At 41.8% G+C, this 19,214-nt stretch carries 20 protein-coding genes; 6 read left to right on the top strand and 14 right to left on the bottom strand.

Annotation, left to right across the window (positions count from 1 at the left end; translation table 11 throughout):
- Positions 1-8 precede the first annotated feature (8 nt).
- A complete protein-coding gene (gene queG / locus B6N13_RS11955) occupies positions 9-1,082 on the top strand; it encodes a tRNA epoxyqueuosine(34) reductase QueG (protein WP_012069031.1) in 1,074 nt (357 codons plus the stop codon).
- A gap of 3 nt (positions 1,083-1,085) precedes the next feature.
- On the opposite strand, the gene B6N13_RS11950 is transcribed toward queG, so the two are convergent.
- A complete protein-coding gene (locus tag B6N13_RS11950; RefSeq protein WP_169459466.1) occupies positions 1,086-1,943 on the bottom strand; it encodes an acyl-CoA thioesterase II in 858 nt (285 codons plus the stop codon).
- Positions 1,944-2,120: 177 nt separating this feature from the next.
- On the opposite strand from B6N13_RS11950, the gene moaA reads away from it, so the two are divergent.
- From moaA to B6N13_RS11930, 4 genes are all read left to right on the top strand, one after another.
- A complete protein-coding gene (gene moaA, locus B6N13_RS11945) occupies positions 2,121-3,146 on the top strand; it encodes a GTP 3',8-cyclase MoaA (RefSeq protein ID WP_169459465.1) in 1,026 nt (341 codons plus the stop codon).
- A 12-nt stretch (positions 3,147-3,158) separates the two neighbouring features.
- Positions 3,159-3,701, top strand: a complete 543-nt coding sequence (gene moaB / locus B6N13_RS11940) for a molybdenum cofactor biosynthesis protein B (RefSeq protein WP_012069028.1) — start codon at positions 3,159-3,161, stop codon at positions 3,699-3,701.
- Positions 3,702-3,706: 5 nt separating this feature from the next.
- Positions 3,707-4,900: a molybdopterin molybdotransferase MoeA gene (locus tag B6N13_RS11935; protein ID WP_169459464.1), complete on the top strand. Its 1,194-nt coding sequence runs from the start codon at positions 3,707-3,709 to the stop codon at positions 4,898-4,900.
- 115 nt (positions 4,901-5,015) lie between these two features.
- The gene (locus tag B6N13_RS11930) at positions 5,016-5,441 is read left to right on the top strand and encodes a HepT-like ribonuclease domain-containing protein (RefSeq protein ID WP_012069026.1); all 426 of its coding nucleotides are present in this window, start codon (positions 5,016-5,018) and stop codon (positions 5,439-5,441) included.
- Between the two features lie 18 nt (positions 5,442-5,459).
- On the opposite strand, the gene B6N13_RS11925 is transcribed toward B6N13_RS11930, so the two are convergent.
- Positions 5,460-6,380 (bottom strand): LysR family transcriptional regulator, encoded by a 921-nt coding sequence (locus B6N13_RS11925; RefSeq protein WP_248280311.1) that lies wholly within the window; start codon positions 6,378-6,380, stop codon positions 5,460-5,462.
- Positions 6,381-6,525: 145 nt separating this feature from the next.
- Positions 6,526-7,437: a phosphoserine phosphatase SerB gene (gene serB, locus B6N13_RS11920; protein ID WP_012069024.1), complete on the bottom strand. Its 912-nt coding sequence runs from the start codon at positions 7,435-7,437 to the stop codon at positions 6,526-6,528.
- Between the two features lie 146 nt (positions 7,438-7,583).
- Between serB and B6N13_RS11915 the strand changes: the two genes are divergently transcribed.
- Positions 7,584-9,026, top strand: coding sequence for an AhpA/YtjB family protein (locus B6N13_RS11915; protein WP_169459462.1), 1,443 nt, complete (start codon positions 7,584-7,586; stop codon positions 9,024-9,026).
- A gap of 64 nt (positions 9,027-9,090) precedes the next feature.
- On the opposite strand, the gene rpoS is transcribed toward B6N13_RS11915, so the two are convergent.
- From rpoS to B6N13_RS11860, 11 genes are all read right to left on the bottom strand, one after another.
- Complete coding sequence (gene rpoS / locus B6N13_RS11910; RefSeq protein ID WP_012069022.1) at positions 9,091-10,107, bottom strand: RNA polymerase sigma factor RpoS; 1,017 nt, start codon at positions 10,105-10,107, stop codon at positions 9,091-9,093.
- A 27-nt stretch (positions 10,108-10,134) separates the two neighbouring features.
- A complete protein-coding gene (locus B6N13_RS11905) occupies positions 10,135-10,932 on the bottom strand; it encodes a peptidoglycan DD-metalloendopeptidase family protein (RefSeq protein WP_169459461.1) in 798 nt (265 codons plus the stop codon).
- A 79-nt stretch (positions 10,933-11,011) separates the two neighbouring features.
- On the bottom strand, positions 11,012-11,941 hold the full coding sequence (locus B6N13_RS11900) for a DUF368 domain-containing protein (protein ID WP_169459460.1): 930 nt from the start codon (positions 11,939-11,941) through the stop codon (positions 11,012-11,014).
- Entirely contained in the window at positions 11,934-12,599 is a 666-nt protein-coding gene (locus B6N13_RS11895) for a protein-L-isoaspartate(D-aspartate) O-methyltransferase (protein ID WP_048813948.1), read from the bottom strand. Before B6N13_RS11895 ends, B6N13_RS11900 begins: the two co-directional genes overlap by 8 nt.
- A complete protein-coding gene (gene surE / locus B6N13_RS11890; RefSeq protein ID WP_012069018.1) occupies positions 12,596-13,342 on the bottom strand; it encodes a 5'/3'-nucleotidase SurE in 747 nt (248 codons plus the stop codon). The genes B6N13_RS11895 and surE overlap by 4 nt, the downstream gene beginning before the upstream one ends.
- The gene (locus tag B6N13_RS11885) at positions 13,323-14,414 is read right to left on the bottom strand and encodes a tRNA pseudouridine(13) synthase TruD (RefSeq protein ID WP_169459459.1); all 1,092 of its coding nucleotides are present in this window, start codon (positions 14,412-14,414) and stop codon (positions 13,323-13,325) included. The genes surE and B6N13_RS11885 overlap by 20 nt, the downstream gene beginning before the upstream one ends.
- Positions 14,411-14,932, bottom strand: a complete 522-nt coding sequence (gene ispF, locus B6N13_RS11880; protein WP_012069016.1) for a 2-C-methyl-D-erythritol 2,4-cyclodiphosphate synthase — start codon at positions 14,930-14,932, stop codon at positions 14,411-14,413. Before ispF ends, B6N13_RS11885 begins: the two co-directional genes overlap by 4 nt.
- A 52-nt stretch (positions 14,933-14,984) precedes the next feature.
- The gene (gene ispD / locus B6N13_RS11875) at positions 14,985-15,698 is read right to left on the bottom strand and encodes a 2-C-methyl-D-erythritol 4-phosphate cytidylyltransferase (protein ID WP_169459458.1); all 714 of its coding nucleotides are present in this window, start codon (positions 15,696-15,698) and stop codon (positions 14,985-14,987) included.
- On the bottom strand, positions 15,695-15,973 hold the full coding sequence (locus tag B6N13_RS11870) for a septum formation initiator family protein (RefSeq protein WP_012069014.1): 279 nt from the start codon (positions 15,971-15,973) through the stop codon (positions 15,695-15,697). Before B6N13_RS11870 ends, ispD begins: the two co-directional genes overlap by 4 nt.
- A gap of 109 nt (positions 15,974-16,082) precedes the next feature.
- Positions 16,083-17,384 carry a phosphopyruvate hydratase gene (gene eno, locus B6N13_RS11865; RefSeq protein WP_012069013.1) on the bottom strand — a complete coding sequence of 434 codons (1,302 nt, stop codon included), beginning with the start codon at positions 17,382-17,384 and terminating at the stop codon, positions 16,083-16,085.
- A gap of 187 nt (positions 17,385-17,571) precedes the next feature.
- Positions 17,572-19,206: a CTP synthase gene (locus B6N13_RS11860; protein ID WP_169459457.1), complete on the bottom strand. Its 1,635-nt coding sequence runs from the start codon at positions 19,204-19,206 to the stop codon at positions 17,572-17,574.
- Positions 19,207-19,214: the final 8 nt, after the last annotated feature.

Here is a 19,214-nt window from a genome sequence, read left to right as displayed (position 1 = left end):
GTACTCCCTTGCTTCCTTCGTCTTTATCCAGTCCAAAAGAATTAAACCAACTTGCTGATGACATCAAATCATGGGCCATTGAGTTAGGATTCGCCGAAGCTCGAATCGTTGAGCCTGATCTTGCGCAATACAAAGACGAATTCAATGAATGGCTGAATAACCAATACCATGCTGGTATGGACTATCTTGCCAACCATGGCGACATGCGTTTTTATCCAGAACAACTCCACCCGGGAACACGTCGCGTCATCTCACTTCGTATGCATTACCTTCCCCAATCGGTCGAAACAGTCGAAAGACTGAAAACGAAAGACAAGGCCTATATTGCACGTTATGCATTAGGACGGGACTATCACAAGTTGATTCGTAAACGTCTAACTCAATTAGCCAAGAAGATAGAGCAAAAAGTTGGCGATCATGGCTACAGAGCTTTTGTCGATAGTGCGCCAATTCTGGAAAGACAAATTGCCGAACAAGCTGGCATGGGCTGGATAGGCAAAAATACTCTTTTGCTAACACCAAAGGCCGGTAGCTGGTTTTTACTCGGTGAAATATTTACTAACTTGCCACTTCCTGTCGACAAACCAACTGAAACTAGACATTGCGGAAGCTGTACAGCCTGCCTAACTCAGTGTCCAACCGATGCTTTTGTGGAACCTTGGGTGCTTGATGCAGGAAAGTGCATTTCTTATCTAACCATTGAGCATAAAGGTCCCATTCCAGAAGAATTACGCAGCAAAATGGGCAACCGAATTTTCGGTTGTGACGATTGTCAGCTAGTTTGCCCCTGGACAAAATTTGCCAAGTACACGCAAGAAGATGACTTTCAACCAAGACACAATTTGGATTGTGCCGATCTGATTGAGCTGTTTGAATGGGACGAAGCAAGCTTTTTAAAAAATACTGAAGGCTCCCCAATTCGCCGCACGGGATTTGAAAACTGGCGCCGTAATATCGCTGTCGCACTTGGCAATGCACCAAGCAATGAAGCAACTATTCAAACACTAGAAAATGCACTCTCTCACTCTTCTGAGTTAGTGAAAGAGCACATTGTCTGGGCATTAAAGCAACACAAGCCTTAACTCCTATTTGGAGTAACGCAACAAACCTTCCTGAGCAGTAGATGCTACAAGCTCACCTTTTTGATTGAAAATTTGCCCGCGAACAAATCCTCTACCGGAACTTGCCGATGGCGAATCCGCAACATACAACAACCACTCATCCAATCTAAATGGACGATGGAACCAGATAGCATGATCCAAACTGGCAGCAGTAAGATAAGGGCTACCAATTGAAATGCCATGGGGCATCAAGGCAGTCTCAATAAAACCGTAGTCTGTTGTGTAAGCCAGCATAGATTGATGAATTAACGCATCATCAGGCAGAGCAGACACACTACGAATCCACATATGGCGCTTCGCAATTCCCGGACGGGGACGAAATGGATTTTGATTTTCTACTATTCGGTACTCAATGGGGCGATCTGCCGTGAATAAATCTCGTACTTTAGATGGAATCTCATCAGCATGTTCCCGATAGAGTGATAATTCCGACTTAAATGACTCAGGTCCTGGAACATTAGGCATAGCATCTTGATGAGCTAAACCTTCTTCCTCAATATGAAAAGATACCGTCATGGCTAAAATACTTTTACCAAATTGCGAAGCAATGACTCGTCGAACACTAAAACTTCTCCCGTCGCGAACGTTTTCTACTTCATATTCAATAGGGTGAGAAGAATCTCCTGGACGCAAAAAGTAGCAATGAAGAGAGTGTGGAAATCGCCCTTCTACCGTCTGAGTCGCTGCGCTCAAACCTTGACCTATAACCTGTCCACCAAAAAGTTTTGGAAATCCGATATCCTGACTACGACCAATGAACTGAGTAGTCGATACTCGCTCTAACTTTAACAAACCAATTAGATTATTAACGACTTGATTCACGATGCCCCTCCAACTTCAATAATTATTCGTATTATGTCGCGTTTAATACGACAGTCCGAACAAAAAAACCTTATAAAGTACAATAATACTAAAAATATGATCTAAATCTTTTTAGCGCTTTGCTAAATAGGTATTTTTTTGCTTTGATGAACACTTAATCTGTGAGGTATTTGTTTCTTGGTAACGTCCGCTTTAATTGATCCATTTGGTCGAAAAATAGACTATCTACGCATTTCCGTCACCGACCGTTGCGATTTTCGCTGTACCTATTGCATGGATGAAGATGTCACCTTCATGCCTAGAGACCACATATTGTCTTTAGAAGAGATTGTTCATGTGGCGAAAACCTTCATTTCAATGGGCACTAAACGCATCCGCATTACTGGTGGCGAGCCTTTGGTACGCAAAAATATCCTTTGGGCTATCGAGCAAATAGCCAATACAGACGGTTTAGAAGAACTAACAATAACCACCAATGGCTCTCAGCTTTATAAAATGGCACAGAGCTTACTCGACGCGGGTGTGTCACGTATTAACATTAGCCTCGACACACTGAAAGCAGAACGATTTTACGCCCTAACTCGCAGAAACAAGTTCCAACAAGTAATAGACGGCATAGAAGCCGCCAGCAAACTACCATTTAAACGTCTAAAAATTAACAGTGTCATGCTCAAAAATCATAATGACGATGAACTCTTCGATCTTGCTCAATTTGCCTTAGACCGAAAAATGGACATCAGTTTTATAGAAGAGATGCCCCTTGGTGTGATCACTGACCATAATCGAGCCTCAACTTACCTATCCAGTGATGAGGTTATAGAAACGCTTAGTAGGCACTACGAACTTACACCAAGTTCAACCACTACCAGCGGCCCAACACGTTATTATCAAGTAGCAGGACATGACCATCGAGTCGGTGTTATTTCACCTCACAGCCATAACTTTTGCGATACCTGTAATCGTGTCAGGCTAACCGCTGAAGGTCGCTTATTACTCTGTTTAGGCAACGAACATTCAAAAGATTTAAAAACAGTACTGCGCAATAGTTCCTATTGCTCGACAGCACTAAATTCAAAGCACCATAACTCAACAGAGCTAGAAAACGCGATTATTGACGCGCTGGCTCTGAAACCTCAAAAACATCATTTTAATCTCGCTGAAGCCCCTCAAATACTACGCTTTATGAGCGCTACAGGAGGCTAATAAGGAATTCACATGGCCAAAATACCAACACCTTTTCGCCCACTAAACATTAGTGTCTTAACTGTTTCCGATACTAGGTCCATTGCCGAAGATACATCTGGCGATGCTCTAATTGAATTATTAACCACGGCAGGTCACACACTCAATGAAAGAAAACTAGTTAAAGACGACGTCTATAAAATGCGTGCCGTCGTATCGAACTGGATTGCAGACGAAGAAACTCATGTAATTTTGATTACAGGCGGAACAGGCTTCTATTCACGCGACAGCACACCTGAAGCAATGACACCACTGTTTGATAAAACAATTGAAGGCTTTGGTGAACTGTTTAGACAAATTTCTTATATCGAAATTGGTACATCAACTATTCAGTCTCGCGCTATTGCTGGATTAGCCAACCAAACACTTATTTTCTGTTTACCGGGCTCCACAGGTGCTTGTAAAACAGCATGGAATGGCATTTTAGAAGAACAACTCAATGCTTCTCATAGACCCTGTAATTTTGTCAGCATGTTAATTGGCCCATACACAACAACCAACCAGCATGAGGCATAACTTACATGTCCACTTTGCTTGCCTTTGAAGACGCTCTAGAAGAAATTAGACGCAGTGCTAGTGTTCGCGTAGAACAGCAGACAACCCCCCTCATAAGCTCTATTGGCCGCATTCTGGCAACAGACGTAGTCGCTGGAATATCTGTTCCACCTCACGATAACAGCGCGATGGATGGCTACGCCTTTGCCTGTGCAGATTGGCATGCTGGCAAACATTTTAATGTGAGCCAACGAATTACCGCTGGCCAACATCCGGTGCCTTTGATGCCTGGAACCTGTGCTCGTATTTTCACTGGTGCAAACATCCCAGCTGGCGCAGATACGGTGGTTATGCAGGAAAATGCCGAGCTACTAGATGATAAAGTCATCTTTAATAAACAGCCTACGCCTGCCGACAATATTCGACCGTTAGGGCAGGATATGCAAATCGGTCAAACCGTCGTTAATGCAGGTGAGAAAATTACGCCGATACACATTGGGCTTTTATCTAGCCTTGGCATCACTGATGTTACAGTCTACAAGCAATTGAATGTTGGAATACTAACAACAGGTGATGAACTTATTCCTACGGGTCATCATCTAAAAGCGGGGCAAATTTACAATTCAAACGGCCCAATGCTGAGTGCTCTTGTTACTCAAGCAGGCCATAATGTGAGCCTTTGCATTCACGCAGCAGATACCTTAGAAGCAACAAAAGACGCGCTAAAAACCTTAATGCAATCCTGCGATGTCATTCTATCGTCAGGCGGTGTTTCAGTCGGCGAAGAGGACCATGTGAAAGATGCATTAGAAAAGTTGGGGAAAGTACATTTATGGAAGATTGCCATAAAGCCAGGTAAACCTCTTGTTCATGCAACACTTCAGGGCACCCCTTTTCTTGGCTTGCCAGGAAACCCAAGCTCAACCCTGGTAACCTATCATTGGTTCGCGCGTCTTTTGTTGTCTATTTGTTCCGGTCAAATTGCCGAGCTACCCCAATATTATCTTGTAGACGCAGGCTTTAACCGCAATAAAACAATCCAGAGAGATGAGTTCTTACGGGTTTTTATTGGAAAAGACGGCTTAGCCTATGCTCATCCACAACAAAGCTCTGGCGCATTGCTAGCCGCTTCTGAAAGCCAAGGTTACTTGCATATAAAAGCAAACACTTTAGTAGAATACGGTCACTCCTATTCTTTTTACCCTTTCTCTGGCTTCTAACTTCCCTATTTATTAATAACTCACCTAAACTAAAGTGCAGCGCTCTGAAAAATTAGCGCTGCTTTCTTGATTTATAAAATGCTAAAACAATCACCATCTGTAGAAGGCAAATAAGATGAGAGACATAGAATGGGAAACATCTCTATATGAACATCAGCACGCGATGATCAAGAGACTTGATGCTTTTAGGAAAGGTGCAAAAACCGTCGAGTATTCTAAAGATGAAACCATGGTAATTGAACACTCTTTTCAACTGCTTGTGGCCTCTATGCTAGATCTTGCTCGTTACGTCCTAAAGCATCACTATAAAACTGAAATATCCTCACGCAAAGAGGTACTCAATGCACTTATTGCCAACAAAGATGTAACCTATGAACAAGCAGAGCAAATTAGATCATTAATTACTTTAAGAGATAAAATTCTACATGATTACCTAGATGAAAATTTTGCGGATCTAGAAGAAGCAATGACACTAAGGAGATACAGTTTGGTGGAAGTATTAACAAAAGAATGGATAACTCGCTTATCCAATACATCTTGATAAGCGAGTGAAATACAACTAAGCAGAGGCTTCAAGAAAAGCCTGCCTTAGTAACCCTCGAAACCAGACATGGGCAGCATCATGTTGGAAGCGTTCATGCCAAATCATTGAATAATCAAATTCACGTGAGGCAAAAGGCAATTCGTGTACAACAATTTCAGAAACCGTAGCAGCCATATCTTCAGCAAACAGCTTTGGGACCGTCAACAATAAATCACTGTCCATAACCACCCTAGCGGCAGGCACAAAGTTAGGCAAATGTACCGAGACATGACGCTTATGTCCCATTTTTTCCAGCTCTCGATCAACAGCGAAATATTCTCGACGCCCTAACACCACTTGCACATGGCTTGCTTGCAAATAGCTTTCTAAGGTGAGCTTACCCTCAATTCTAGGATGATTTTTACGAGCCAAACATACCATGCGATCACTCTTCAAACGCATTGCCCGAATACCTGCTGGTGGCTCTTTCGACAATACAGCAACCGCCACATCAATATTCGTTTGATCTAATTCAGCCACCATATCTTCATTCCAAGATTTTACATCCAAGATAGCATCCGGCGCTTTTTGCCGAAATTTATCCAGAATTTTAGGTAAAACCGTTAATGTACCAAAATCTGTGGTTGATAAGATAAACCGACGCTTACTGCTTTGAGGGGTAAACTCACTAGGCTGGATAAGACTTTCAAGCCCTTTCAAGGTGTCAGCTAACAGTGGTGCCAAATCTTGGGTTTTCGCTGTAGCGGACAAACCATGTGAGGTTCGAATAAATAACGGGTCATTAAATACATCACGCAAACGCGATAAAGAACGACTTACAGCAGGCTGGGAAACATTAAGTCGTGTTGCCGCTTTCGTGACATTAAGCTCTTCAATCAAAACTTGAAAAACATACAGTAAATTCAAATCTATATCAGACAAACGTATTTCTGACAAAATTACACCCCAAGAAAGCTTGTTATCATTATAATTAGGAATCATAACAAGCTTTTAGAAGTGACAATAGCTGTCTCTATCACAAGCACAAAAAATTACGTTAATATTCAAACAAACAGAAGTTTCAATGCCTGATAATAAACGACTAAGCAGACAACTCACGAATTTGCGCAGATGTCATACCCAGCAAATACAAAATACCGTCTAGGCCAAGATTATTCATCGGGCATGGTGCCTGCTCTCTAACCAAAGGCTTAGCATGCAAAGCTACCCCCAAAGCCGCATGATTCAACATCAACAAATCGTTGGCGCCATCACCACAAGCAATCGTCTGTTGCCAATCCACATTCTGTGCGGCAACAATATTTGTCAAAAGTAATTTTTTACGTTCTCCATCAACAATATCACCCAAATGCTTACCTGTTAGTTCATTGTTTTGAATTTCTAAGACATTCGCATGCACTTCCGTCATACCATATTCAGCTTGAACTCGGTCAGCAAAATAGGTAAAGCCGCCAGATAAAATTGCCGTATGCCAGCCATAATGGTGCAACACCTTCATCAAGGTTGAAATACCATCCATATGCTGAATTCTGTTATAAACCCCATCCATAACCTCGCTACTCAAACCTTTTAGCAGAGCTAAGCGCTGTACAAAGCTTTCAACAAAATCGATTTCACCGCGCATGGCACTCGCAGTCACGGCGGAGATTTGCTCACCTATTCCAGCTTCGACTGCCAATTCATCCATTACTTCAGCTTTGATAAGCGTGGAATCCATGTCAAATACAGCAACTCCCGGTGTTTTAATATCTAACATTGACGACTGATAAATATGATCTATACCAGTATCATTAGATATACGTAAAAGCTCCGTTCGAATAGATACGCGATCAAGTAGGTTATCATCGACCATAACTTGCGCCACAGAAATAGCATCTTGAGCATCTGACAACAGACGAATTGGTCCTTGTAAACCACGCTCCTCTAACCAAGCGTTAAATTTATCAAGATATTCAGGGTTCAAAGAACCAATAAGAGTAATACTGGCAGACATAAACGCTCCTAATTCAATAAGACGCCTACTATAGCAAATCGTTTTCTTTTCGCTAAGCACCTGTTCTACTTTAAAGAATTCAGAAAACGGCCGTTATGATGTGTATACTTTACTCATCGATCTACGAGTTACCCTAAAGGAAGTTAATGGACACCCAACCAAAAACCAAGGCTATTGCTACTTTCATACGCAAAAAACTCAGTGCGTCAGTCATTACCGTTGCCACCTTCATCTCGCTCATGATTCTCACTGTATGCATTTTTTGGTACACAATGACCCATGCACTAGGCAACTATTTATCTCAACAAACTGAGGTATTAGGCAGTAGCTTAGCAACTCAGGCCGCGTTCAATGCCACACAGTCCATATTAAATAACGATTTATTAAGCTTAAATGTGTTACTCAATCGCCTAGTGGTTGATGACAATATTTTGAGTGCTCGAGTCTTTAACAAAAAAGACGAGCTACTGGCAGAAGCGGACAGCGGTAATTCAGGGATGAAATCTGAGCAAGATTTTCGGCCAAGTGATACCCGAAGAGTATATAGCTCAAGCATAAAATTCAGGGACGAAATCGTTGGTCATGTACTAATTACGCTAGACAAAACTCCCGCTCAGGCGACATTACAACACCTAAATAACCTGTTAATTGGCGTAGCCATATTTACTTGTACTATTGCGTTGTTACTCGTCATTTTAATCACCAGATGGCTTTTTACCCCGATCAATGAAGCCTCTTCTGCTCTCATTAATTATAGTAAAGGAAGAAAAACAACCGAATGCCCAACACCTATATATAAAGAAGCAAAAGCGCTATTCCAGGCGGTTAAAAAAATCCAATCAATCGAACACCCTAAAGAAGAAATAGAAAAACCCATCAAGGCAGAAGAAGAAAGTGCTACCCCAATACCAAAGCCTCAATTTGAAATAAACTTTGATGCTATCTTTGAAGAATCCAGACAGCGTAGCTGTGTTCTTTATTTTGACATCCTTAATTTAGATGAGTGGCACAAGAATATGACGCCGCTAAAAGTAGCTAATTTATTAACGCCAATCTATCGAGCAATATTTCAAGCAAGCGAAGTCTACTTAGGTCAAGTTCATCAATACGAAAATGATTCAGCGATCGTACTTTTCAGCGCACACAATTGTGAAGATAATTTATACATTAATGCAGTTAGTACAGCACAGCTATTTTTAGGATTGGTTGATAAATTACTAGAAAATGAACTCTATATCGACATCCCTAAACTAAACTTTCACTTAGGGTTACATCAAGGCAATACTCAGGTTACCAATATGGTAAAAGAAAATCGCTTTGAACCAGATCAAATCGAAGAACTTTTGACGAGCATTCATCAGTTAAGTGAGTCTGAAAGTATTAACAAACTGGTAATTAGTGATGATATTTTTACCTTATCACACATACAAAATCGTGTATTCACAGGTCTTCCAGAAGTGATCGATGATAATGGCAAAGAAATATTAGCTTATGAAGTAAAAGGCATGTCTGATAAATACAAACAACAAATCCAGCAGCATATTCTTGAGATCGCTAGCCCAGAAGAGCAAAAAGACAGTACTTTATAAGCTTGTCATACCTGAACATAAAAAGACCCGCTTTCATGCGGGTCTTTTTGGCTCAAATTATGAGTTAATCATCAAACCGAATCACATCGTCTAATGACAAACCCTCTTTATCCATAATTAAACGCAGTTTTCGTAATGCCTCGACTTGAATCTGACGAACACGCTCACGCGTTAAACCAATTTCAGCGCCAACATGCTCTAATGTGCTGGCTTCATGTCCTCGCAAACCAAAACGACGAGTAATGACCTCACACTGCTTTTCACTCAACTCATCAAGCCAAAGTTCGATACTGTTTAAAACATCGCCATCTTGACGATCTGCTTCTGGCCCTTGATGAAGAGTATCCGCTAAAATTTCGACCAAACTCTTATCATTATTGTCCCCTCCGAATGTTGCATCAATTGAGCTAACCTTTTCATTCAGGCCAAGCATCTTTTGTACATCTTCTACAGGACAGTCCAGCATTTCTGCAATTTCTTCAGCACTAGGCTCATGATCTAACTTTTGTGTCAGTTCGCGAGCTGCGCGCAAATATACATTAAGCTCTTTTACCACATGAATCGGCAAGCGAATGGTTCTTGTCTGATTCATGATCGCACGCTCAATGGTTTGCCGTATCCACCAAGTAGCGTAAGTCGAAAACCGAAATCCACGCTCTGGATCAAACTTCTCCACAGCCCTAATCAAACCAAGATTACCTTCCTCGATTAAGTCCAAAAGAGATAAACCTCGATTAAGGTAACGTCGAGATATCTTAACAACCAAACGCAAATTACTTTCTATCATGCGCGTACGCGCTTTTTGATCGCCTTTTAGAGAAAGGCGAGAAAAATATACTTCTTCCTCAGCAGTAAGCAATGGAGAAAAACCAATCTCACTTAAATACAACTGAGTAACATCAAGGTTACGACTAGAGTCAGCGTCGGCATAACGAGCACTTACAGCCGACTCAAACTCTTCATCAACCAGTTCCTCGTCAACAAGCACATCTCCAATAAGCTCATCGTCTAGTGTATCAAGATCAAAATCTCCAATATTCGAAACCTTAGCTGCTTCTTTATCCATATTTGCAAACTTCATGTCCCCTCCTTAAAACGCTAATTTCGCTTAATTCATTTTGGGCAAAACATCTAACGGGTCAATAGGCCGACCATCTCGACGAACCTCAAAGTGAAGTAGTGGTCTATCATCTCCCTTACCACCAATAACAGCAAGAGAATCACCTGCTCGAACATTTTGCTTTTCTTTTACCAATATTCTTTCATTGTAAGCATAAGCACTAAGATACATATCATTATGCTTCACAATAACAAGATTGCCATAACCAATAAGACCGCTACCTGCATAAACAACCGTTCCATCAGCAGCTGCTTTTACCAATGCCCCTTGCTCAGCCTTTATATCTATACCTTTACTACTAACGCCTGCATTTGAAAACCCCCTAGTGACTTCTCCATCCACAGGCCAAGACCAGCTACCCGATATTTTTTCGTCTTTCATGTCGCTTTTTGGCAACTTTTCAGGCGCTTTAATAGAAACAACCGGATCAGATTTAGGGGGTATATTTTTCGTATTTGATACTATTAAAGGAATAGAAGATGTCGAATTATTAGAGTCTGAAGGAGCCGTATTTCGAACGCCATTTAGACGGATTTTTTGCTTAGGGTAAATCGTATAAGGAGAATCAATATGATTCGATTTGGCAAGCTCGCGATAGTCTAAACCATAGCGAAAAGCAATAGAAAACAAGGTTTCACCGCTCTGAACACGGTGCACACCAGAAGAAGGAATAGAAGCTACACTGGCATTATTTGATGCATAAGTTCGATTGTTTTTTGCCGAATAATGCAACACTTCATAAGAGCATCCAGACAACAAAAAGCACAACAAAACAAGCCGACTCATTAACCAAGCTAGCGATGAAAAATTATGACTTTTAAGGACGCAACAGAAGATAATTCTTGACCCCAATATCCGATTTAAATTAATTATTACTATTTGTCGATTTTCGTAAAAATATGTAAGAAATAAGAATCACACTCAAAAAACCTATAAAAACAAACACAACTGGAAGTAAAAAATCAGTCGGCCAATAATAATTAATAAGCTCCCAAGGCAACACAAGATGCTCTTCTAACGGCAGTTTTTTATCACCTATCACACTCCAAGTATCCGTCACTTTCCAAGGCCATACTTTAACTAGAGCCCCCAGCATAACACCTGTAAGGAATGACAAAGTCATGGACCTCACATGATTGAGCAAAAAATGAAGAACTTTAGAAAAGATTAATAATCCAATCAAAGCGCCAACTGCAAAAACCAAAATAACAGCAAGATCCAGACTTTTAACGGCCGAAAGAATAAATCCATACATTCCAAGCATCAGCAGCAAAAAACTGCCTGAAATACCTGGCAAAATCATCGCGCAAATTGCAATCATGCCCGAGCAAAAAACCATGGTGTAAGACGTATTTAACTGAGTTGGAACAAGTAAGGATAAGCTAGCACCAACAGCTACACCAACCATAAGCCCACCAAAGTGCCGCCAAGAAAAGCCAGATATCTGGCCAATTAAGAAATAAGCTGACGCTAAGATCAAGCCAAAAAAGAAGCTCCACAAATAACTTGGATAAACAACCAAAAGATGTGTGATCAAACCAGCAAGCATAAAAATACTGGTGACAATACCCGCCCCCAATGACAATAAAAAAGCACCATCAAAATGCTTCCATAAACCTTTTAAATCACCTTTAAACAACATCACCAAACTGGCTTTATTCACACCACTTAAAGCATTAATAAGTCGATCATAAACACCTAAAATAAAAGCAATGGTTCCACCAGACACACCAGGGACAACATCGGCAGCGCCCATTAGCACACCACTCAAATACACTCTAAGCCATTTAGGCATGTTCCATTCCTTCTAATAAGGGCACAAAATACGCAGGTTCTGTCCCTAGACATTTCCAACGGTCACCTTCTTTACGCCAACAGCCTATCTGTGGACTAGGATGATCAATTGGCATAATTAAAATACCTTGCTGTTTCAGACAATCCGTCAAGGCTAACGGAATTTTACTTGCCATTGCGGTAATAATAACGGCATCCATCTCTACTTTATTAGGCCAGCCAGTTTGCCCATCACCAAATAAGTACTCAACATTCCTGACTCCCATCGAAGACAAACGCTTCTTCGCTTGTAAATAAAGCGGTTCTTGACGCTCGACAGTATGAACTTTATTAAAAAAATGCGACAAAATTCGCGTCTGATAGCCAGATCCGGTACCAATTTCCAATACACGACCAAGCCGAGAATGTGCTAAAAGCCACTCACTCATTCTGGCTACAGTAAGCGGCTGACTAATAGTCTGATTTCGACCAATAGGAAGTGGCGTTGCTGAATAAGCCAAATGCGAAAACGCAGGCTCCACAAACTCATGACGAGGAATAGAGCCCATTAGGGCCAGTAGTTCTTCATGCGTAACCCCATGCTTTTTAAGCTGATCAACCATCTTAGAAGCTTTGGGCTCTGTATGTGAAACTAACCAGTTAAGATCGTGCAGGCTCATAGCGTTATTGTGTCTGTCCATTTTGTAAGAGGAGATCTTGCTTCATAACAAGTCATATCCGTATGAATTGGCGTAATAGAAACATAGCCCTTGCTCACAGCGCAAAAGTCCGTTCCCTCCGACACATCATGAGGCTCAGACAAAGCACCAATCCAAAAGCTTGGAATACCCTTAGGGTGTTGAGCTGAAATAGGCGCTTGTGCCTTATGGCGATAACCAAGACGTGTCACCTGTATACCTTTGAGCTCGCTATATGGAACATCTGGAACATTGATATTCAATAAGATACCAGCAGGCAACTCAAGAGTATGAGAATCCTTCAAAAGCTGCATAATAACTTTTGCTGCAGTATCAAAATGCAGATTTCCAACTAAGGACACAGCTAACGCAGGACGCCCTAAATGACGCGCTTCCATGGCAGCAGCAACCGTACCGGAATAAATAACATCGTCACCCAAATTGGCTCCGTGATTAATTCCAGAGACAACCAAGTCCACATCGCCATCAATTACTCCTGACAGTGCCAGATTGACACAATCTGTCGGCGTACCGTCAACACGATATTGCCCCTCTACAACCTTAACCGGCTGTATAGGGCGAGACAAGGTCAAAGAGTTACTAGCGCCACTACGATTACGATCTGGCGCCACCACTAAAATGGCGTACTCTCGCTGTAAATATTTAGCTAGCGTCTGTATACCAAGCGCATCAAGACCATCATCATTAGCGATCAATATTCTCATGGTATTTCTCTGCAGACTTATCCGTATAATCTATCATTTCGCGCAACAGACTGGTCGCAAAACACCCTTTTGGTAAGGAAAATTCAACGATCAATTGCGCACTTCCTTCTTTCTCTCTTAGCAATTCCCACGCCATATTCATCGGCACAAGGCGCGCCAACCGGCTATCTCTAGAAAGATCAAAGGCAATCAAAGCATCAACCACGTCCATACTTTCCGCCAAAGAGTCTTTCATCACTCGCTCGCGCTGATGGCCGGTGCCAGCCTCCCAACCCTCACTAATCATAGGCAATACGGGGCTTATACTGCCTCGCATTACACTTAAGTGCATCAAAGCACCGACTTCTTTTACACGGAACTGCTCATCTTTATGCTGAAACTGAGCGATATCACCATCACATAAACGCATCCACATACCGTTTTCAACTTGATCGCTTAATGCCTCATTGAAACACCAAGAACGAATAGCCGATAGCCAAAAGGATTCTGTCTTTGATAATTTGCGGCGACTTTGCCGCCCTTTTAGGACAAAATCTTTGCCGTAGTGCAAATTATTACCGTTTATCCCAAAACGCTGAGGACCATAATAATTGGGCACACCGCCTTGCTTTATCAGATTCAAACGCCCTTCTAACTCGTCTAGATCTCCATTAACATCGCGAAGACGGATAACAAAGCGATTCGCTAAATGCGCGCCGGTACGAAGCTTTTTCGAGTGACGTAACTGTGCAATTACTCGAACATTCTCCGGTTCTCTAAACGCTTCCTGAATGGTCGTTAAATCTGGTTCTTGATTCAACACATGTAAACAGAACCACTGACGAGTACAAGCATGACGATCTTTCACACCACTGTAAGTCACTTTATTCGGAGCAATACCAGCAATTTGAGCCAAGCGTTTAGCAAGGAATTCAGTATTCACTCCTTCCTTCTCAATAAACACAAAGCAGAACTCACCTTTGCCATCAGGTTCAAAACCTAACTGCTCTTCGACATAAAAGTCTTGCACATGGGTTTTTAAATCCCCAGTAACAGTTGGTTTAGACCAAGCATATCGCCATTCGGTATTCATATATTACCTTGATTAGAAAGAACTTTATTTAACAAAACTTGTTTAAAAATAAGCGCTACCGCCTCGACAGCAATACCTTCTTTGCGACCAGTAAAGCCTAGCTTTTCCGTCGTCGTTGCTTTCACATTAACAGCACTTATATCCACTTCTAAGTCCTTGGCAATATTGGCACGCATTGCATCAATATAAGGACGCATTTTCGGTGCCTCAGCAATAATGGTGACATCAACATTACCCACCTTAAAACCAAGAGCTTGTACCTCTTGATAGGCTCGCTTGAGTAATATTCGGCTATCAGCATTCGCAAAAGCAGCATCAGTATCAGGAAAATGTTTTCCAATATCACCTAAAGCAGCCGCGCCCAATAAAGCATCTGTTAAAGCGTGCAATGCCACATCACCATCCGAATGAGCAATAAGACCCTGCGAATAAGGAATGGACACACCGCCGATGACAATCTTGTCACCCTCACCAAATTTATGAACATCAAAACCATGGCCAATACGAAACGGCATCATGATAGTTACTCCTGTGCTATGAATTGCACTTACTGTTTAAACTTGAATAGCTTCAATTCGAAAGATCAGAATCTGAGAGATAAGAAAATAGTGCTTCAGCGATTAATAAATCTTCCGGTAAGGTTATTTTGATATTGCTGCTTTCTCCAACAACAAGATCGGGGTGCCAACCAACAAATTCCATTGCAGAACATTCATCTGTCACTGCAACACCTTCATTTTGAGCGCACTCCAAAGCATCTAATAATGCCTGAGCAGGAAACTTTTGCGGTGTTTGCGCTAACCAGATTGCATTACGGTCAAGGGTAGCATCAACGACTGGCTGATCAGCCACCTGAAGTTTCACCGTATCTTTCGCAGGCATAGCCAAAAGCGCGCCTTGCTCAGAACTATGATTAATAATTCGGTTAAGTGCTTTTTGACTCAACAAAGGCCGAGCGGCATCATGAACTAAAACGTCTTGTTGCATGATGTCTACCGTATCCAATAAATAACGCAGGCCTTTCTGTACGGTATCACAGCGTTCTTTACCACCAACAAACCTATGAACTAAATCGTGCTGCTGCCATTTTGAATCTGGCCAATATGCATCATTTTCACCCACACCAACTAGCACACCAGCGATAAGCGGATGCGAAACAAAAATCTCGATAGTTCGGTCTAGAATAGTTTGTCCGGCAAGAGGTAAATATTGTTTTGGGTAATTCGCTTGCATACGCTGGCCAACACCAGCGGCAGGAATGATAACCCACAAAGGCTTTATCATTTTTTATTCACCATGCGATAAAACACTTCACCATCTTTTATATACTGAAGTTCGCTACGAACATGCTCCTCTACCGCCTCTTCTCCAAGGCGAAGATCATGTACTTGCGCTCTAAGGGCTTGATTACGGTGCTTCAGGCGTAAGTTAATACGCTCTTGATAGGCGATCTGCTTTGCTAGTTCTTCTTGTCGCTTAACGCCCTGCTCACCAAAATACAAATGATAAGATTGATAACCCACGGCACAGACAAAGAAGAAAATTAACAAACGTGCCATATAACACCCTCAACATCTAAAAAAACATATTCCTCATTATCAAAGGAATCAAAGCAAAAAAAATAAAAAAAGGGAGAACCAAGTCCTCCCTTTTTTAAATCAGACGATATTAAGCCTGACCTTTGATCTCAGAACGACCTTTATAAGGTGCTTTACCACCTAATTGCTCTTCTATACGTAACAATTGGTTGTACTTAGCAACACGGTCAGAGCGGCATAGTGAACCCGTTTTAATTTGACCAGCCGCAGTACCAACTGCAAGATCTGCAATAGTCGCGTCTTCTGTTTCACCAGAACGGTGAGAAATAACTGCTGTAAAACCAGCGTCTTTTGCCATTTTAATAGCAGCCAACGTCTCAGTTAAAGAACCGATTTGGTTAAACTTGATTAAGATTGAATTCGCAATACCATTATCGATACCACGCTGCAGAATCTTAGTGTTAGTAACGAACAGATCATCACCCACTAATTGGATTTTATCACCCATTAGTTTAGTTTGATGTGCGAAACCATCCCAGTCAGACTCATCAAGACCATCTTCGATAGAAACAATCGGATATTGCTTAGTAAGGTCTTGTAGGAAGAAGTTGAACTCTTCTGAGGTGAACTTTTTACCTTCACCTTTAAGGTCGTAGATATTTGCTTCTTTGTCGTAAAACTCAGAGGCAGCACAATCCATCGCCAAAGTAATGTCTTTACCTAGCTCGTAGCCTGCTGCAGCAACCGCTTCTTTGATAACAGCCAATGCTTCAGCATTAGATGACAGATCAGGTGCAAAACCACCCTCATCACCAACCGCAGTACTTAAACCACGATCGCTCAATACTTTTTTCAGTGCATGGAAAATTTCAGCACCATAGCGCAAAGCTTCACGGAAATTTGGTGCACCAACTGGTTGAATCATGAACTCTTGAATATCAACGTTGTTGTCTGCGTGCTCACCACCATTGATGATGTTCATCATAGGTACAGGCATTGAGTAAACACCTGGAGTACCATTGATGTCTGCAATGTGGGCATATAATGGTACTTTTTTAGAAATTGCCGCTGCTTTCGCCACTGCTAAAGAAACCGCCAAAATAGCGTTAGCACCAAAAGTAGATTTGTTTTCTGTACCATCAAGATCAATCATAATATGATCAATTTCAGCTTGAGCAAGGGCATCTTTGCCAATCAATGCGTCACGGATTGGGCCATTAACCGCAGCAACTGCTTTTAATACGCCTTTGCCTAGATAACGACTTTTGTCGCCATCACGCAATTCTAAAGCTTCACGAGAACCGGTAGAGGCACCAGACGGTGCACACGCTGAACCTACGGAGCCATCTGCCAAAATAACATCGGCTTCAACAGTAGGATTACCACGAGAATCTAAAACTTCTCTGGCTTTAATATCAACGATTTGACTCATAACAAACCTCTTAAAATAAATGAAAAATCACAAACTGCCTGTTTGCATGACTGAGTCCTTTGCACGATGTAACGAGCGAAGCCAAGGCTAGGCAAAAATAGACGAAAAGCACAGTTTATAAATGAGCATTTCGAGTCTATTTTTAACAAAGTATTGGCAAGCACAGTAGTCGTGCGAGGGGCTCTATTTATTTTTCTTTTCCTGCGTATTTAAGTGCCGCATGTACAAAGGCACTGAACAGGCCGTGTCCATATCTAGGTGTTGAAGTGAATTCTGGATGGAACTGACAAGCAACAAACCATGGATGATCAGCAATCTCGATCATTTCTACCAAGGAATTGTCTTCTGAACGACCTGAAATCGTCAGACCTGCTTTTTCCAACGCATCAACATAAAAGTTGTTTACTTCATAACGATGGCGATGACGCTCTTTAATGACTGCTTTACCGTAAGCGTCAAAGGCTTTTGTGCCTTCAGTAAGATTACAGTTCTGCGCGCCAAGGCGCATAGTGCCACCTAGATCGGATTCCTCTGACCGGATTTCCTTGGAACCCTCTGCATTAGTCCATTCTGTAATCAGACCAACAACTGGGTTCTCTGCTTTTAAATTAAACTCGGTGCTGTGCGCACCGGCTAAATTTGCCACATTACGAGCAAATTCGATTACCGCTACTTGCATGCCCAAACAAATACCTAAGTAAGGCACTTTGTTTTCTCGAGCATACTGAGCCGTCAATATCTTACCTTCAACACCACGCTCACCGAAACCACCAGGAACTAGAATCGCATCCATTCCTTTTAGTACTTCCGTACCTTTTTCTTCAATGCTTTCAGAATCAATGTAGTGCAATTTAACTTTTGTGCGAGCATGGATGCCAGCATGATCCATTGCTTCAATCAAAGACTTATACGCATCCAACAACTCCATGTATTTACCAACCATAGCGATATTGATTTGCTTCTCAGGATTCAATTTAGCCTGAGTCACTTTATTCCAGATATCTAAATTTGGCATATCGCAGTCTAGATTGAAATATTCAACGATCAAGCTATCTAACCCTTGGTCATTCAACATTTGTGGAATGCGGTAAATAGTGTCGGCATCAGGAAGGGAGATAACCGCACGTTCTTCAACACTAGTAAACAAAGCAATTTTCTTACGCTCTGGCGCTTCAATAGACACTTCAGAACGACAAATAAGAATATCAGGCTGAATACCAATAGAACGCAGTTCTTTTACAGAATGCTGCGTAGGCTTAGTTTTAGTTTCGCCTGCAGTGCGGATATAAGGAACCAGTGTCAAATGCATGAACAATGCGCGACGTGGCCCCAATTCCACTTTTAACTGACGAATAGCTTCTAAGAAAGGTTGTGATTCAATATCACCAACGGTACCACCAATTTCAACCAAAGCAACATCTGAGCCTTCGGCACCAGAAATAACGCGACGTTTGATTTCATCTGTAATATGAGGAATAACTTGAACGGTTCCACCAAGGTATTCACCACGACGTTCTTTTTTAAGAACATGTTGATAAACACGACCACTGGTGAAGTTATTGCGTTTGCCCATTTTAGTGGAGATAAAACGCTCGTAATGGCCAAGGTCTAGGTCAGTTTCGGCACCGTCTTCAGTAACGAAAACTTCACCGTGCTGGAAAGGACTCATGGTGCCTGGATCCACGTTGATGTATGGATCTAGCTTTAGCATGGTGACTTTTAGACCACGAGATTCAAGGATAGCGGCCAAAGATGCTGCTGCCAAACCTTTACCAAGAGATGAAACTACACCACCTGTTACGAAAATATATCGTGTCGCCATGAGTGTTT

Source organism: Marinomonas sp. UCMA 3892 (assembly GCF_012726345.1).
Classification (GTDB): Bacteria; Pseudomonadota; Gammaproteobacteria; order Pseudomonadales; family Marinomonadaceae; genus Marinomonas.
This window is presented reverse-complemented; position numbering and strand designations above follow the sequence as displayed.

What these genes read in the sequence shown, in the direction of transcription:
- B6N13_RS11915 (WP_169459462.1), top strand. Translation starts at nt 7,584, where the DNA reads ATGGACACCCAACCAAAAACCAAGGCTATTGCTACTTTCATACGCAAA.
- eno (WP_012069013.1), bottom strand. Translation starts at nt 17,384, where the DNA reads ATGAGTCAAATCGTTGATATTAAAGCCAGAGAAGTTTTAGATTCTCGT.
- serB (WP_012069024.1), bottom strand. Translation starts at nt 7,437, where the DNA reads ATGTCTGCCAGTATTACTCTTATTGGTTCTTTGAACCCTGAATATCTT.
- B6N13_RS11900 (WP_169459460.1), bottom strand. Translation starts at nt 11,941, where the DNA reads ATGCCTAAATGGCTTAGAGTGTATTTGAGTGGTGTGCTAATGGGCGCT.
- B6N13_RS11935 (WP_169459464.1), top strand. Translation starts at nt 3,707, where the DNA reads ATGTCCACTTTGCTTGCCTTTGAAGACGCTCTAGAAGAAATTAGACGC.
- surE (WP_012069018.1), bottom strand. Translation starts at nt 13,342, where the DNA reads ATGAGAATATTGATCGCTAATGATGATGGTCTTGATGCGCTTGGTATA.
- moaB (WP_012069028.1), top strand. Translation starts at nt 3,159, where the DNA reads ATGGCCAAAATACCAACACCTTTTCGCCCACTAAACATTAGTGTCTTA.
- ispD (WP_169459458.1), bottom strand. Translation starts at nt 15,698, where the DNA reads ATGATAAAGCCTTTGTGGGTTATCATTCCTGCCGCTGGTGTTGGCCAG.
- B6N13_RS11895 (WP_048813948.1), bottom strand. Translation starts at nt 12,599, where the DNA reads ATGAGCCTGCACGATCTTAACTGGTTAGTTTCACATACAGAGCCCAAA.
- B6N13_RS11905 (WP_169459461.1), bottom strand. Translation starts at nt 10,932, where the DNA reads ATGAGTCGGCTTGTTTTGTTGTGCTTTTTGTTGTCTGGATGCTCTTAT.
- ispF (WP_012069016.1), bottom strand. Translation starts at nt 14,932, where the DNA reads ATGATGCCGTTTCGTATTGGCCATGGTTTTGATGTTCATAAATTTGGT.
- B6N13_RS11930 (WP_012069026.1), top strand. Translation starts at nt 5,016, where the DNA reads ATGAGAGACATAGAATGGGAAACATCTCTATATGAACATCAGCACGCG.
- B6N13_RS11885 (WP_169459459.1), bottom strand. Translation starts at nt 14,414, where the DNA reads ATGAATACCGAATGGCGATATGCTTGGTCTAAACCAACTGTTACTGGG.
- B6N13_RS11860 (WP_169459457.1), bottom strand. Translation starts at nt 19,206, where the DNA reads ATGGCGACACGATATATTTTCGTAACAGGTGGTGTAGTTTCATCTCTT.
- rpoS (WP_012069022.1), bottom strand. Translation starts at nt 10,107, where the DNA reads ATGAAGTTTGCAAATATGGATAAAGAAGCAGCTAAGGTTTCGAATATT.
- B6N13_RS11870 (WP_012069014.1), bottom strand. Translation starts at nt 15,973, where the DNA reads ATGGCACGTTTGTTAATTTTCTTCTTTGTCTGTGCCGTGGGTTATCAA.